Genomic DNA, 14,470 nt, shown 5'->3' with positions numbered 1-14,470 from the left:
TGTCTTCGTGTTTGATCGCGCCACCGAGTGGCTCGGAGCGGATGGTCCTGGTCGGTCGTGGGCGAAGGCTGTAGGTTTACGGTAATACGGTCAGCCGGTCCGCCGGTCCGCCGGTGGACTGTCAGACCGGTAATACGGGCACATGTCAGTTCGCCTGAACTCGGTCCCGAAGAAAGACAGGAGCACACGATGGGTTCTACCGCGATCGACAACCTCAAGGGAGGTGTCGGTAAGACCACGGTGACGCTGAACCTCTCGGTGGCAGTGCTGAAGCGTCTGCGTAAAAAGAACCGTCGGGCCCGAGTTCGGATCATAGACATGGACCCTCAGGCCTTCGCGACCGCAGTCCTCACCGGGAGCACGCCCCGCACGATCAAGTCGACTGTGGCCACCATGCTGGCCGGCCTCACCACTCCAGAAGCAACGTTCATCCGCCTCGAGGAACTGGACACGTTGGACGAGCAGGCCCAGCAGGCCTGGGCCGGGATCGACCTGCTCCCCTCCAATCCGGAGGCGAAGCTCACCGTGGGCGGCGCGTCGGACTACTGGGGTCTTCGGGAGACGTTGGAGGACTACCCCGGTGACGATGTCGGCTGGACCTTCTTCGACTGCGGCTATGGCCAGACCGACAGCTTCTTCCTGGCCATGGTCGCAGCCGACGGCGTCCTGGGTGTCACGTCCGCGTCTGAAGGAGCGATGTTCGGTCTGGTCGAGCTTCGCCTCCAGTTGAGCCAGCTGCACAAGTCCTTCGGCCACGTCCAGGACCTCACCGGAGTCGTGGCCAACAACTTCGATCTCCGGCGCGGACCGGACAAGGCGATCCTTGCCGATCTGAAGACCCAGCTTGGCAAGCAGCTCTGGGAGCCTGTGCTGCCCTCGCGGGTGGCCGTCGAACGCGCCCACGGCGCCCGGCTTCCCCTGGCCGCCCTCGCCGAAGACGGCGCGAAAGAGATGACCGAGTACTACGACCAGCTGGCCAAGAAACTGATTGCTACGGAGGCGTCATGACAGAGAAGGCCAAGACCACCACCCGGACCCCCCGCCCGACCCGCCGATCGATCGGACTGGCCCCGGACCTGCTGGCCGATGCACCGCCGACGCCGGAGGCCGAACCGACCCCCCCTCCGGCAAAGGCCCGACGGGCTCCGAGCATGCCAACCCCACCGAAGGAACCGGCCACTCCCCCGGCGACCCCTGCGACCCCGGTGGCGGCAAAGGCCGAGCCGGAGATGGTCAACACCGATGCCCGGCCGGGCGAGGAGTACTGGGGCGAACCGACCGTCAAACTGACCGTCAACATCCCCACCTCCCTGCATCGCCGGTTCGCCGGGTTGCTGCTGAATCAGCAGATCACCGGTGAACCGGCGGACATCAGCTCGTTGACCGATGGTGCCCGGCTCGGGCTTCATCAGGTCGTCAGCCACTGGGAGAAGGAACTCAACGGCGGCGAGCCGTTCACACCGCCGAAGAACGGCCTCCGGCGCGGCCGACGCTGAACAGCTCCACCCGCATTGCCCCCTTGGTGGCCCTTTCCGGATCCCGGACGGGGCCACCAACGTTTGTATCTGCTGGTCAGCGACGCACCAACGTCCCGGGCCTGCCGGTAATACGGCCGATCGTAAATGTGGGCTCCGCGCTCGCCAGCGATCCGCGCGACCGGTGAGCTGGAACTACGGCGTGCTGGTCGGCCAGTAGGACGTACAGCCGTATTTACGGTATACCTGCAATACCGTCGTTTGGACTGGTCAGGGGCTTTGGTGCGTCTGTCAATGGCGGTTGATCAGCGCATCACAGGATGGGGTTAGATCCCGTATTACCGGTAATGCATGAGCGCGGGATAGTTCCTACGGTGGGGCGGATCCACTTCCGTTGGTGCGCCGGCGTTCTCTTCTTGATCGCAGCTGCGGGGGGATGTCTGCCGGTTCATGCTCTCTTCGTTGCGCTGACCGGCAGCCTATCCGCCCTGTGCAAGGGCAAGTTACCAAAACGTGATCTCCGGCGGGTGTTGATCTCCTGAACTGCCCCACTGCCCGGGAGGCCCACCATGCGCACCAAACCCGACGAGCCCAGTGCCCAGACACCTCAGCCGCTGCTTCCTCCGCCGACACCTGGTCCGGGCCGGCCGAGCCTGACCACCAGGGCACCCCTGGTGCGCGCGCCGATCGCAACGAGCATCGAGCGGGGCCGAGCGCGGTGGCCGGCGTTCGGCGGCTGCATGATCGTGCTCGGGCTGCTGCTGATCGGGATCACTCTGGCCAATCGAGCCGTGCATGTGACCAACCCACCCCGCTGGGTCACCACTGCGCGGCAGTTCATCGATCACTGGGCCCCGCTCATCGGCGACGAGCTGACGGCCGGCGGCATCCTCGTCCTGATCCTCGGTTACGGGTGGCGTCTGCTTCGGCGCAAGCAGCGGCAGACCAAGGCCACGGTGATGGCCTCCTGCGCCGGCGTCCTTCAGGTGCCGTCAGCGCGGCTCTCACTTCGGCGGTCGCGGTGGACGCCATGGGGGCGGGGCCTGAAGCGCGCCACACTCAAGTACCGCAGCGCAGAGGTGGTCAGCGACTACTCCGATGCAATTGGAGCGGCCTTGGGGCCCCATGTGCTCGCGCCGGTGAGCGTCAAATGGCTGCCCCGCAGAAGCCGCTTCCAGATCACCCCTCGGCCGATTCCGGTCCTGCGTCTGGAGGACAAGCACCCGGAACTCGGGAAGTTGGCGGCGCAGCTGACCTTGATGATCGGATCTCTCGTCGTCGACCAGCGGAAGTCCAAGGTCGCAGCGGACGGTTCTGTCCAACAGCTCGTGGGGCGTTATGCCAACACGACCCGGGATGTCGGCGATGGTTTCCGCCAGCGCGTTCAGGCGGTGCTCGACTCCCGCGCCCCCAGCCCCACCGGTTATTGGAACGTCAGATGGGACCCGGCCACCAGCACCGTCACCGTGAGCCCTTCGCAGCCGCTTCCCAAGCGAGCCGACTTCCCGCTGGAAATGCCCGATGAGTCCGAGCAGATGCACATCCCGCTCGGGGTGGGCGACGGCGCAGCGGAGGTCTTCTGGGACCCGGAGACGTTCCCACACCTGCTGTGTGTCGGTCCGACCGGAACCGGCAAGACGATCTTCCTCAACAACCTGATCGTCGCCTGCGCTATGCGGGGCTGGAGCATCGTGCTGGTCGACCCGAAGGAGCTGAGTTTCCGCGGGTTCGATCCGGTGGCGTTGGCCAAGCGGGGCTGGCAGGCGTGGGCCGGCGTCGAGGTGGTGGCCACCAGCGAAGCTGAGATGGAGCGCGGGATTGACCTGTTCTACCAAACGATGCGCGACCGGTATGCCGCGCTGAAGCACTTCGAGGTCCGAGAGGCGGACCTACCGCCGATGCTGCTGATCATCGACGAGGCCGGCGAGCTCGTCGAGCGATTGGGTGAGTACCACACCAGCGAGGAGAAGCTTGAAGATCTGGCCGCGCAGGCCGAGGTCGAGGGTCGTGATCCGTCCAAGGTCACCAAGCCCAAGGGGACCAAGAACCCGGAGCTGCGCAAGATCTGGAGTGGGCTGCGGCTCGGTCGACAGGGCCGCACCTTCGTTGTCACTGCCACTCAACGACCGGATGTCAGCTACATCCCCGGTGAGGCGCGATCGAACCTGACCACCCGGGTGGGCCTTGGTCACCTGGACGGCGCGGCCTTGGAGATGGTTTTCAACACCCGTGCGATCCAGCAGCGTGTGTTCGAGTACGAACTGGATCCGCGGACCGGCCAACGTCGCAAGACTCGCGTACGGGGCCGCGCCACGGTGGACGTCGGCAAGGGCCCGCAGACGATCCAGACGTTCTGGGTTCCGGATCCGGCGAAGGTCATCACCGGTGAGCTGACGGCCGACGATGCCCAGCTGATCACCGCCCTGCAGGAGCTGGTCTCCCAATCGGCGGACCGTTGGTCCGGACAGACTGAGGTCCCCAAGAGCAGCGGCGGCCAACGGGCGGCCGCCATCCAAACCGTCGAGGCCGAGCTCGAGGCGGCCGCCGACTCGCAGGACGAGGCGGACTCCCCCGCCGGCGCCGACCTCACAGAAGGGATGCAGCTCGTCCCGGGGAACAGGTTGCAGGTCGGGCAGATCGCCTTGCTCGAGGTCGACTGCGTCAAGACGTTGGTGGAGATCCAGGAGATCGAGGGCGACCAGGACTACTACGTCAACGATGACGGCTCTGTCCAACAGCTGGTCATCAGCTACGAGGTGGTGGAGGGGCCCAACGTAGGCGGATCCGGGATGACCTGGATTCCGTGCGACGAGGAGGTCTACGTCGAAACCTCCTGACCGTTTCGGCACTTCTTCCGGTCGACCGTGTTGCCGTATTACCAGTAATACGGTTTACTGGTATTTATGAGGCGTGCGACTGATCAGACCGACGGGCAGCAGGACGACGCGGGCCCATGGCAGGGAGCGTGCAGATCTGCGTACGACGCACCAGCCGGTGAGCTACCGCACGAGTCCTGGGACCTGGACGTCGGCGACGGGCAGAGCTGGATCCGAGCCATCCGGATCTGCGCGGGGGAGTGCCCCGTCCGGACGTTGTGTATCTCTCTCAGGCGGGAGTTTTTCCCCTACTCGAACCCGGAGGGAGTGATCTGGGCTGGCGTCGCCTACAGCGACACCGGCCGGGTCCTGGATACCGATGGTCTCCGCCGGCTCGCGGCCGCGCGCCGCGGCACGACGCAGCAGTCCCGCCTTGGACAGAACAAGGTCGCTGAGCCGACCGAACTGCACGCCAGTACCGTGCCGGGCATGCTCCATCTCCGGCAACCGTCGCCAGCCTCGGCCCACTGGGCCCAGCAGGGCTGGCCGACGATGCTGCGCTGGAGCGACCAACGACCCGAACCCGAGCAGCTCTACTGGGCATTGAACGCTGTACCCGCCGCCGCCGCCGCCGGCGCCGGCGATCTGGAGGTCCTGGACGACCTGCTCACCGAGATCCGGATGTGGCTGGACCGTCTCTGGCGAGACCCTTCCCATGCCGTTCGAGGCAACCTGGCTGACTTTCTGTCCATCAGCACCCAGTTATGGGCCGAAACCCAACGCGGCCGCGGCGCCGAGGACCTCGACCAGATTCGGCTCCACACCCGGCTGCTGCGCAACCTCGCCGGGCCCGCACTCCCCCCGGCCCGATCCTCCCCGATGGTGGTGCCTGCTTACCTCCCGCCGCAGGACCGGATCCGAGATGGCCGGCTACCACTGATCCAACAGCCGGTCGGTCTGGCCGAGCGGGACCTGCATGAGCAGTTCCTGCTCCTCGTGGCCGTTGTTCTGTCCAACAGTGGTGGCCATGTCAGCGACCACCTCGAGCTGCGGCGTCCACCTGGTGCCGACGGATCTCGGACCGGATGGGCCACCGATCACAATGGCGCCGCCAGGAACCTGCTGGGTAGCGTCGACGCTGATCGCCAGGAACTGCAGCTGCGGCCCGGGCCGTGCCTGTCCGCCGTCAACCGTCTGCGGACCAGAGCCCAGGCCAACCACTGGAGCATTGAAGAGATCGGCTGGGCCCTGGCCGATCACTGGCTCGTCGACACGACACTCATCATCGAAACAGCCGGCGTCCGCAGACTCCACACCTGCCGATCCGAAGTGTTGGTGGGCAGGCAACCCGAGAAGATCTGGCGCCTGTACCTGGACGTCTTCCATCCCCAACAGTTCTTCCCGGCGCAGACCAGTCGACCACGCCGAACCACTGCGCTGCGGGTGGTGCCACCAACCGACTGAATCACAAGGTTCGGACTCGACCCCGAAGTCGTCTGGTTGTCGGCCCCACGACTTGACGGTGACGAGGCGGCCCTTGGCCGCTCGATGAAGAGGGGGCTTCCGTAAGCGGATCCCTGACCGGATTGCCCGCACGGGTTCAAGGCGATGCGCTGGCGATCGAGGAATCAGGTGGTAACGACGTCTGCAGAGGGCATGGCCCGAAGACGGCGGTCAGTGGTGACCAGCCGAAGATCGCGCACGATGGCCAGCTGGACGTACAAGGCATCGACCAGCCGTAGCTGATGCCGTCGCGACCAGGCGCCAATGACAAGTTCACCGACACCGTGCCGCTGGATCGGGGCTGCTACGAGGTCACGCAGCTTGGATTCGACGGCTTCGGCCTCGAGGTCGCCAGCCCGATGCAGTCGTCCTAATGCAGAGAGAACCTCAGCGTCGAGGTGGGCCGGCGCGTGCAGCGCGTGTCCCGCGAGTCGCAGGCGAACGGCGCTACCCAACTCGTTGTCAAGCAGTAGATCGACCATTGCGGATGCGTCGACGACTACCTCAGCCATGGCGCGTCGGAGCCTCGTCCCGCGCGGCGTCAAGCGCGTCGAGGGCGCGGTCGTGGGGCACTCGTTCAGTCGAGGAAGTAGTGGCCACCGTGGCAAGCCAGGCATCGGTCGTGCGCTCGGCGAGAGTTCGCCTCACGGCTTCTTGGGTCACCGCCGAAAGGTTCAAACCCGCCTTCTTGGCTTCTGCCGCAAGCTCGTCCGGGAGGTAGACGTTCAGTCGAGTCACAACACACAATATACACACGCTGCCCTGGTGTTCCGGAAGCCGATCGCTATCCGGTTCGGTGCGGCCTGCTGGATTCATGTGCGAGGAAAACGCATCTTGTCCTGTTCCGGGAGTTCTGGCGGTGTTGTCACCCGTCGCGGGCCCGGTGCGCGGGCCTCGCGGCTGGTGGGCGCCGGCCGGGTGCGCAGGAACTACGCGAGTTCTTCCGCCCGTGCCGGTCGGCGCTGACGGGCTGCGATCGCGACGGTCTGGGATCAGACCTGGGTCGGATCCGCGGGTCCGTCGGTGATCGACTGGCCGGCGAGGATCAGGTAGAGCGATCGCTTGGTCTGCTCGAGAATGCCTTGTGCAGTGAGGATCTGCTCACTGGTGCCACTGTCTGCCACAGCCCGGGCCGCGGTGTGCAACTGGTCAACGGAGCTGCGCAGATCGTTGCGCCCACCGCGGTCTGCGGTGATGGCGGTGAAAGGATCGGCGATGGTTCCGGCGTTGTCGCGAAGGTACTCGCGGCCACTGTCGGTGAGGCTGACCAGCTTCCGGCCGCCCTCCGCGGTGACGCTGACCAGTTGCTCGTCCTCTAGGACGGCAATGGTCGGATAGATCGCGCCGGGACTGGGGCGCCAGGCACCTTCGGTGCGTTGGCTGATCGCGTGCATCAACCGGTAGCCGTGCATCGGCTGATCGCCGAGCAACAGCAAGATGGCGGCGCGGACGTCGCCGCGCTGGGCCCGACCGCGACCCCGGCCGTCGCCGCGTTCCCGGCCACGCCCTGCGCCCCGCTCTCGGCCCCGGCTTTCGCCTCGCTCGTCACGCAGCGGACCCCGCTGGTGACGGCGCCGGCCGTTGTCCAGATCACCTGCTTCGCCTGGGAACTCGCTACGTCGCGAGTCGACCCGCTGCGGATCGCGGCGGCCTCGCGGGCCACCCCGGCCGGTGCGGTGGGCGGAAAGATCTTCTGAGGTGTACCGGCCGCGTGGCCGGTCTTCGATGTTGTCGTACTTCATGGTGTGTCTCCTTGATTCTGTTCTGTCCCCGCAAACCTATGTCGCGATGACAGGCTCACGATATATCGCGACTGTGTTGATGTCAAGAGCGGGGACCTCTGAGGCCCACCATCAACGGATAGCCGTCGGAGACCACAGCGATGGACGCTGGAGGTCACCACATCGCCCGCCACCCACGCCGCCGACGACCGCCATTGCCACAAGCCAATCCCGTTCCGGTTAGGGATGCCCTTTCCGGTCGGCGTTCCCTAAAAGTCCGGCTTACCGCAGCGATCTCCAAGCATCGGGAGGGCTCAAATGTTCGAGCGATTCACAGACGAGGGACGATCAGTCATCGTGTGGGCGCAGGAGGAAGTCGTCTCACTGCGACACCAGCAGATCGGAACAGAACACCTGCTCCTGGGTGTGCTCCGCAGCGGCGATCCGCTGCTGCAGAGGGCGATCAGAACAGCCGGAATCACCCTCGACTCGGTGCGCGAGCGAGTCGTCGAGTCGGTCCGCCGTAGCCGTAAAGGACCGACAGGACACATCCCGTTCACTCCGTCGGCGAAACATGTGCTCGAGCGGTCCCTCCAGGTGCCGAATCATCTCGGACACACCAGTTCTCGGGTGGTGCGGGGCTGGCTGGTCCAGGCGGGTATCCAGGTCGCGCCCCGCACCACCCGGGCAAGCCGGCGGCAGTTGGACATTGATCTGCTGCGGCAGCTGTATGTGGATCGGGAGTGGTTGGCCGAGCAGATCGCCGCCGACCAGCATGTGACGCTCACCCTGGTGCTGCGCGCGCTGCACGAGCAGGGCATCGCGGTCCGGCCTGGTGGGCCCCCACCCAGCAAAGTGCCCGCCGTCCCGGTCGATCCTCGGCTGGCCGCATTGTCCCAGGACGAGCAGGTCACCGACCTGCTGGAGCGCTAGCGGATCCCCCGCCGGGAGCAAACCGGCACCATCACCGAACGCTTCCCCACCCCCGTCCCGATCCCGGGGCCGTTCCTGCGGGCCGCGTACCTCACCGTCGGCCTGTCCTGCCAGCACCTGGAATGGCTGACCGGGCACTCCGCAGAAAAGGTGCTGCAACTGTTGCACAACAACAAGATCGCGGTCCGCGGGCCCGGCACGTTCTCGCCGTGGCTGCTGCGTTATCGTGCTGAGCTCCGAGCAGCTATCTGACCCCGATGGCGTTCCTCAAATCCTGGGCCATGCCGGCAGGAAGCGTTGGATCGCCTGGGAAGGCATTCGCCTGGCATGTAGGCCAGGCGACCGCCGACGGCGCCCGGCAACGTCTGGGCCGGCAGCTTCGAACGGTCTGGTCTTCGGCCGGCCGGCGGGCAGACTGACCTGGTGTCTGACTTCAGCTATGCCGACGTGGTCGAGCAGCTGTTCCGGGAATTTGACGGACACCTGCCGTTGCCGACCGTCGTCGAAGTGGTGCATCAGTGCCTGGCCGACCTGCAGGGGCAGGCTCCGCCGGGCGCGTTGGCCGAACTGCTGCCAGGGGTCGGCCCGGCAACGCCTGAGCGACCTGTGATCCGCGGCAGTCGCCGGCCCCCCGACCCGAAACCGTTGGGGTGGCTGAGGCCGGCCGGTCAAACCCTACCGGCGTTTCCCCCCGACATGCTGAGGGTGTGCCGCGGTTGAGGTGCAGCCTCAACCGATGTCGGAGGTGTCGTCCAGGTCGATGCGGTTGATGTGACCGGCGGGGAACTGATGGTGCAGCACCTCGATCACCTGCGCCGGCCCGACCAACTGCAACCGGACATCGGCGCTGCCCGAGCCGTCCGGGTGATGCTGGATGTGCAAGGCACTCAGGACCGGACAGTCGATCCACCGCTCGAAGGCGATGTCCAGGGTGTCGAGCATCGATCTCCAGTGTCCGACGCCGGCGTTAGTGAGGTAGACGTCGCCGCCGTTGTCAGGCCGGGCGTCGCCGGTACATGTCGTCATCACCGCCAATCTAAACCCCGGGTGATGGTCGCGCCTGCGCCGTCACCACGGTGGGTGCTCGCGGGCGCGCCCCCGGATGATCCAGTACGCACCACATTTATCAACATGGCCGGCGAACTGCGGAGGACGTTTGCACAGTGCGACCTGGGCTGTCCCCACCCGGGACGATGGGAAGCGGCGACGACCGGGACCAGCCCGACCACCAAGGCCACCACGCTGGGGCGGTGGCCCAGATCGCCGACAAGTTCCGTTGTAAGCCCCCGTAGGTCTGTCGCTTCCTCGGCACGGACCTGGCCACCGCCGAGACGGGCGGTGCCTGACACATTCACCGGAGCTGGGAAAGGACCGGTCAGGGCAGTTGGACGGGTTGGCCGGTGCTGATGTTTTTGGCGATGGCCTGCAGTTCGGTGGGCGAGAGCCGCACCCCCAGTGGGCGTAACGAGTCTTGCAGGACCCGGCGGACCTGGGCGGCGGGTCGGCCGCTGAGAGACCGGGCCAACGCGGCCAGGACCGCCCGGGCGTAGCCGCGGCGCTGCTCTTTGACTTGTCGGGCCATCGCCGTCTTCGATTGTTGTGGGCGGCGCGGGATGGTCGGGGCGGCTGACGTCATCGGGATCCTCCAGTTCAATGGCACACCTGTACTGGGTAGCTGCTTGAGTCAAGTTGTATTTGGCCATGTCAGAGCCAGTGTGTGCCTACCCGGTCGGTGGTGTCGATTACCCCCGGACCTTTCAGGAGTTGCTGGAGTGGTTCCCGGATGACTCGTCGTGTCTGGCGTATCTGGAGCGTCTGCGGTGGCCCCAGGGGTTTGTGTGTCCGGTGTGCGGGGCGCCCGGCGGTTGGCGTACGGCGAAGGCGAAATGGATGTGCACCAGGTGTGGCCGGCAGACGTCGGTGACCGCCGGCACGATCTTCCACCGGCTCCGGACGCCGCTGTCGACGTGGTTCGCGGCGATCTGGTTCATCACCTCGCAGAAGAACGGGATGTCCGCGCAAGGTCTGCAGCGGGTGCTGGGTTTCGGATCCTACGAAACAGCGTGGGCGTGGCTGCAGAAGCTACGCCGGGCGATGGTCCGCCCCGAGCGGGAGTTGCTCTCCGGTGTGGTGGAGTTAGATGAAGTGTTCATCGGCAACGAGTCTCGCGGCCGCGCAGGCGGCGTGAAGGACCACACCGCGGCGATGATCGCAGTGGAATCGATCCCCGGCCGCAAGCTGGGCAGGGTCCGCATCGAGCTGGCCGAGACAGCCCGATCGGTCAGCATGCTCGGCTTCGCCGACCGCGTCATCGCCAAAGGATCAACGGTCAGAACCGATGGCGCCAACTACCTGAAGAAGCTGACCGCGGCCGGCTACGAGCACGTCGCGTTCGTCGGGACCGACAGCGCCGAGCCCGCCCACATCAACCTCCCCGGCGTCCACATGGTCGCCTCGCTGCTCAAACGCTGGCTGACCGGCACCCTGCATTACGCGGTCTCCCAGGAGCACCTGGCCTACTACCTGGACGAATACACATTCCGGTTCAACCGACGCACCTCGAAGAGTCGCGGGCTTTTGTTCTACCGACTGTTGCAGCAGGCCGTGAACACAGACCCACACCCGCTCGCTGAACTGCGCAATCCTGTTGCAGCAGTGGACGTCCCGTTCTGAACTTTACTCAAGCAGCTACCCGGTACACCTGTTCGATACGAATCGTATCGTCGGTGGGACCCCGGGGATGATTGGCACGCTGACAGGCCGGCCACTTGTAATGGCGAAGACGGATCAAGACGGGCACGTCCACATCCAGGACTGTCGTCCGGCGCGGCCATTGTTGCCCGCTGGGTCTACTGCTCTGTCGGTGTTCGGGTGGGGGGTTCGCTGAAGTACTCCGAGTCTGTGGGGGCGGGGGCCCGTCCGGTCAAGGGACGCAGCCACCGGCGGTGGCTGCTCTGCGCCCTTGACAGTCCACCCCACCCCCACACCCCCTTCGTGCATCAGCCGAACGTGCGGGTGCAGAAAGCAGGGGAAACTCATGGATCACATCGAGATCGGGCTGGGCCTGTTCGAAGCGTTCACTATCATCAACGGCAGGACCGACTCGGCGGTGCAGCCCAGCATCGCCGATGCCCTGATGTGGCTGCGCCGCCGGCTGCTGGTGGCGGTGATGAACACCGAGGCCGCGGGGCCGCAGTGCACGGCGGCGATCTTTGACGCCGCGCAGGAGCCGGTGGCGGTGCAGTGGCACGGTACCTGCGACGAGCTGGCCGCGTTGCTGGGCCGGATAGCCGGGCGGTCGGGCCGGGTCCGATCCCTCCGATACCGGAGGACGGGCCTGGCCCGGCCCGCTTACTGCAGCCGGGTGAACTGCGGGTCGGCGCGGTGGCGTTCGGCCAGGGCATCCAGGTGCGCCGCCAGCGCCGGGTAGTCCAGCGGCCGACCCGTTTCTGTTGCCATCTGCTGGATGTCGCCCAACGCCCACACCGCGCCCATCGCCAAACGGATCGCCGGCGCCGGAAACCACACCTTTGCCGTCAACTGCGTGACGCGTTGCCGGCTCACTCCTAGTAGGGCGCCCAGTTCCGCCGCGCCCAACATCCGTCGACCGTCCCGAAGATCCATACGATGAGGCTAGTTGCCTACTAGGCATTTATCTAGTCCTGGAGGTGGACCATCAACGTTCTGGTGCTCCCTATGGCTGGACCTCGGTCGGCTAGTGTTGAGCCACGTCGACGGCAGCCAGTGGGACGAGGACGAAGCGGGCGTTGAGTGCGGTCGCCAGCTTGTTCAGTGTTTCTCGGGTCGGATTGCCGGCGCCGCGTTCGATGCGGCTGATCTCCGGTTGCGGTACGCCTGACCGCACTCCGAGATCGGTCTGCGAAAGATGCGACCCAATTCGTGCCTGGGCGATCTGGGCGCCCAGGTCCAGTTGCGCAGTCACCTGGGCAGCGAAGAACGCGGCGGCTTGGTCTGCGACCGCTCTGGTGGCGGGGTTCCAGTTGCCGGCGAGTTGATCTGCATACGCGTCGAAAGATCGCGCCATGGTGCCTCCTCTTCTGGTCTTTGAGCTAGCCACCATTATGTGCTTCAATACATACCCTGTCAATGTTGGCCCTTCCAACTGGCCAGCGCCCTACGGGCTTTCTTGATCTCCTTCTGCTGGCGCCGCTGCGAGGGGTCTTTCCCCTTGTCGTAGCCGTGGAAGAGCAGGATGATCTTGCTTCCGTGGAAGGTCAGGAAGATCCGCAGCAGTACCTTGCGGTCCGAGATCTCCGGCGGCGGCTCGAAGTCGGCGGGCTTCCCCCAGCTCATGATGGCTCGTAGTGCCAGCCGGATCCGGAACTCGTAGAGACCATCGCCCAGCGGCTTTCCCCACTCGGTGTCGCAGATACCCATGCCCAGCGGCTGCAGAACGTTCCGGACAGCGGCCGTCACCACGGCCTGCTCGTACGGGGTCAGCTTGGTCATCCAGTCGGCGTAGGGGGCGTGGCCGCGGTCGTCCTCCCAGATCTGGACCGTCCACGACGGGACCTGCCCGCTGTCGCCGGAAGACGACGCCTTCGGCGGCATACCCGGTTATCCGATGGGGGCGGCGACGCGCTGCTTGAACGCCGACCCGGGCTTGAAACCCACACCACGGGTCACGGCGATCTGTAGGGGCTCACCCGTCGCCGGATGGCGGCCCTCTCGGGCAGCTCGATCACGAGCCTCAAATGCTCCGAACCCCGCCAGGGTGACCTTCTCAACGGACGCGGCAGCGGCCATGATCTGATCCCGTGTCGCGGCCAGCACCGCCTCGACCTGCGTTCGGGGCGTATCCGACTTCTCCGCGACGGCGTTCACCAGCTCGGACCTATTCATCAGATGCTCCCTTTTCTGTCTGCGCGCACCGACACCACCGCGGCTGGCGGCGCCCGAGGAACATGCTGGCACAGGGGCCGTTGCGGTGGCCGCTCGCGGCCCGGGCGGGTGCTGTTCACACTGGCGAGCTGCGGAGGTCAACAGACGTTGGGCCGCGCCGGGTTGCTGAATCACCTGGCGCTGCTGGGCACCGCGGAACGACGAGTAACCGCCCCCGCAGCCGCCGACGCCGGTCACGTCGAATGCTCCGGTGTGGGGCAGGATCTGACGGCCCGGTCAACGGAGCGTCGGTCGCAAGCCTGCCCGGCTAGCCTCGCCAATACCGATCGCTGGACCGGTTCGGCAGCTGGAACGCGGCGTGGTCATCTGCCACCGACACCGCGACTCGCTGATCCGCGCTCCTGGCCAGGTCGTAGACCGTTCGTGCGGGTGTGGTGACCAGGATGCCGCGATCCTCGAGTGACCCACCGACACCGACCGCCGTCCTGGACTCCAGTACGTCCTCCGGGTCCAACCGGGCGCGGTGGGGATGAATGTTCGTGGACGTACCTCGACCGGCCGCCCCGGGCCAGGTGAAATGCACCGAGGACAGATCCAGTTCCGGCGGTATCTCCACGCCCCAGAGCACGGCAGCCGATCCATGGCTGACGACGGCCGCCCGGCCGACCTCCTGGGCCAGATCGATCGTGCGCCGTCGGTGCTCGCCGACCGGGTCGTCCGGGTAGGGCAACGCCGCGTATCGTCCGCGACGAACTCGTTGCAGCGCAGCGGTGTCCAGGGCCCTCAGGACGGTCTGTGATGACTGGCCGGCGTCCAGCAGCTGTGCGCTGCTCCACACCGCGGCCTTCTGGTGGATGTCCATCCCGGCAGCATGCCGACGCTGTTGCTCCGGCGCAGTACGGATCTCCGAATTGTGGATGGGCAAAGGTATGGGGACAACCGACCGTCCACGTAGGCGCGTCCGGGTCCGGGGCCGGGTTCGGGCCGGGTCACGTACCCACTCACACCCCACGCTTGAGCGAGGTAAAGCGGGAGCAGGGGTCGTAGCATCCGTTTAAGGCGAAATATCCGATTACCAGGCAGTGCATGGCATTACGTCTCCCAAGGCACGCACAGGTGTACCAATGCTTGCGAGCCGCAGACCGGCGCGACGTGCGGC

The 14,470-nt window shown here is 66.1% G+C and carries 19 protein-coding genes; 9 read left to right on the top strand and 10 right to left on the bottom strand.

The annotated features are described in order from the left end of the window. Positions 1-189: 189 nt before the first annotated feature. The 4 genes from H7F38_RS09420 (at position 190) to H7F38_RS09405 (ending at position 5,755) form a co-directional block, all read left to right on the top strand. Positions 190-1,008 (top strand): ParA family protein, encoded by an 819-nt coding sequence (locus H7F38_RS09420; RefSeq protein WP_187093839.1) that lies wholly within the window; start codon positions 190-192, stop codon positions 1,006-1,008. Next, on the top strand, positions 1,005-1,496 hold the full coding sequence (locus H7F38_RS09415; protein WP_187093838.1) for a hypothetical protein: 492 nt from the start codon (positions 1,005-1,007) through the stop codon (positions 1,494-1,496). The genes H7F38_RS09420 and H7F38_RS09415 overlap by 4 nt, the downstream gene beginning before the upstream one ends. Positions 1,497-2,044: 548 nt before the next feature. Further along, complete coding sequence (locus H7F38_RS09410) at positions 2,045-4,312, top strand: FtsK/SpoIIIE domain-containing protein (protein WP_187093837.1); 2,268 nt, start codon at positions 2,045-2,047, stop codon at positions 4,310-4,312. Positions 4,313-4,378: 66 nt separating this feature from the next. Continuing rightward, entirely contained in the window at positions 4,379-5,755 is a 1,377-nt protein-coding gene (locus H7F38_RS09405) for a hypothetical protein (protein WP_187093836.1), read from the top strand. A gap of 164 nt (positions 5,756-5,919) precedes the next feature. Here H7F38_RS09405 and H7F38_RS09400 read toward each other — a convergent pair whose 3' ends face one another. From H7F38_RS09400 to H7F38_RS25545, 3 genes are all read right to left on the bottom strand, one after another. After that, the gene (locus H7F38_RS09400; RefSeq protein ID WP_187093835.1) at positions 5,920-6,306 is read right to left on the bottom strand and encodes a type II toxin-antitoxin system VapC family toxin; all 387 of its coding nucleotides are present in this window, start codon (positions 6,304-6,306) and stop codon (positions 5,920-5,922) included. After that, positions 6,299-6,610, bottom strand: coding sequence for a type II toxin-antitoxin system CcdA family antitoxin (locus H7F38_RS09395; RefSeq protein ID WP_370531307.1), 312 nt, complete (start codon positions 6,608-6,610; stop codon positions 6,299-6,301). Before H7F38_RS09395 ends, H7F38_RS09400 begins: the two co-directional genes overlap by 8 nt. Before the next feature lie 176 nt (positions 6,611-6,786). Further along, positions 6,787-7,188 (bottom strand): PadR family transcriptional regulator, encoded by a 402-nt coding sequence (locus H7F38_RS25545; RefSeq protein ID WP_255498306.1) that lies wholly within the window; start codon positions 7,186-7,188, stop codon positions 6,787-6,789. Here H7F38_RS25545 and H7F38_RS25540 point away from each other — a divergent pair. The 3 genes from H7F38_RS25540 to H7F38_RS09380 all read left to right on the top strand — a co-directional run bounded on the left by H7F38_RS25540 (position 7,183) and on the right by H7F38_RS09380 (position 9,168). Beyond that, positions 7,183-7,491, top strand: a complete 309-nt coding sequence (locus tag H7F38_RS25540) for a hypothetical protein (protein WP_222618771.1) — start codon at positions 7,183-7,185, stop codon at positions 7,489-7,491. The two genes, H7F38_RS25545 and H7F38_RS25540, sit on opposite strands and share 6 nt — an antisense overlap. A 342-nt stretch (positions 7,492-7,833) precedes the next feature. Then, positions 7,834-8,448, top strand: coding sequence for a Clp protease N-terminal domain-containing protein (locus H7F38_RS09385; protein WP_187093832.1), 615 nt, complete (start codon positions 7,834-7,836; stop codon positions 8,446-8,448). A gap of 423 nt (positions 8,449-8,871) precedes the next feature. Continuing rightward, positions 8,872-9,168, top strand: coding sequence for a hypothetical protein (locus tag H7F38_RS09380; protein ID WP_187093831.1), 297 nt, complete (start codon positions 8,872-8,874; stop codon positions 9,166-9,168). A gap of 9 nt (positions 9,169-9,177) precedes the next feature. On the opposite strand, the gene H7F38_RS09375 is transcribed toward H7F38_RS09380, so the two are convergent. Both H7F38_RS09375 and H7F38_RS09370 read right to left on the bottom strand, forming a co-directional pair. Beyond that, positions 9,178-9,474, bottom strand: coding sequence for a hypothetical protein (locus H7F38_RS09375; protein WP_187093830.1), 297 nt, complete (start codon positions 9,472-9,474; stop codon positions 9,178-9,180). A 349-nt stretch (positions 9,475-9,823) separates the two neighbouring features. Continuing rightward, a complete protein-coding gene (locus tag H7F38_RS09370) occupies positions 9,824-10,084 on the bottom strand; it encodes a hypothetical protein (protein ID WP_187093829.1) in 261 nt (86 codons plus the stop codon). Positions 10,085-10,149: 65 nt separating this feature from the next. On the opposite strand from H7F38_RS09370, the gene H7F38_RS09365 reads away from it, so the two are divergent. Next, positions 10,150-11,121, top strand: a complete 972-nt coding sequence (locus H7F38_RS09365) for an IS1595 family transposase (RefSeq protein WP_187091336.1) — start codon at positions 10,150-10,152, stop codon at positions 11,119-11,121. Positions 11,122-11,485: 364 nt separating this feature from the next. Beyond that, positions 11,486-11,878 (top strand): hypothetical protein, encoded by a 393-nt coding sequence (locus H7F38_RS09360; protein WP_187093828.1) that lies wholly within the window; start codon positions 11,486-11,488, stop codon positions 11,876-11,878. Here the strand turns inward: H7F38_RS09360 and H7F38_RS09355 are convergent. From H7F38_RS09355 to H7F38_RS09335, 5 genes are all read right to left on the bottom strand, one after another. Next, positions 11,800-12,072: a hypothetical protein gene (locus H7F38_RS09355; RefSeq protein ID WP_187093827.1), complete on the bottom strand. Its 273-nt coding sequence runs from the start codon at positions 12,070-12,072 to the stop codon at positions 11,800-11,802. The two genes, H7F38_RS09360 and H7F38_RS09355, sit on opposite strands and share 79 nt — an antisense overlap. Positions 12,073-12,163: 91 nt before the next feature. Beyond that, complete coding sequence (locus H7F38_RS09350; RefSeq protein ID WP_187093826.1) at positions 12,164-12,493, bottom strand: helix-turn-helix domain-containing protein; 330 nt, start codon at positions 12,491-12,493, stop codon at positions 12,164-12,166. A 59-nt stretch (positions 12,494-12,552) separates the two neighbouring features. Beyond that, on the bottom strand, positions 12,553-13,020 hold the full coding sequence (locus tag H7F38_RS09345; protein ID WP_187093825.1) for a hypothetical protein: 468 nt from the start codon (positions 13,018-13,020) through the stop codon (positions 12,553-12,555). Positions 13,021-13,026: 6 nt separating this feature from the next. Continuing rightward, positions 13,027-13,311, bottom strand: a complete 285-nt coding sequence (locus tag H7F38_RS09340; protein ID WP_187093824.1) for an HU family DNA-binding protein — start codon at positions 13,309-13,311, stop codon at positions 13,027-13,029. A 307-nt stretch (positions 13,312-13,618) separates the two neighbouring features. Beyond that, a complete protein-coding gene (locus H7F38_RS09335; protein WP_187093823.1) occupies positions 13,619-14,173 on the bottom strand; it encodes a hypothetical protein in 555 nt (184 codons plus the stop codon). Positions 14,174-14,470: the final 297 nt, after the last annotated feature.

Origin of the sequence: Nakamurella sp. PAMC28650 (assembly GCF_014303395.1) — a bacterium.
In the GTDB taxonomy this organism is placed as follows: domain Bacteria; phylum Actinomycetota; class Actinomycetes; order Mycobacteriales; family Nakamurellaceae; genus Nakamurella.
The sequence above is the reverse complement of the archived record's forward strand: the minus strand, read 5'-3'. Positions and strand labels throughout refer to the sequence as shown.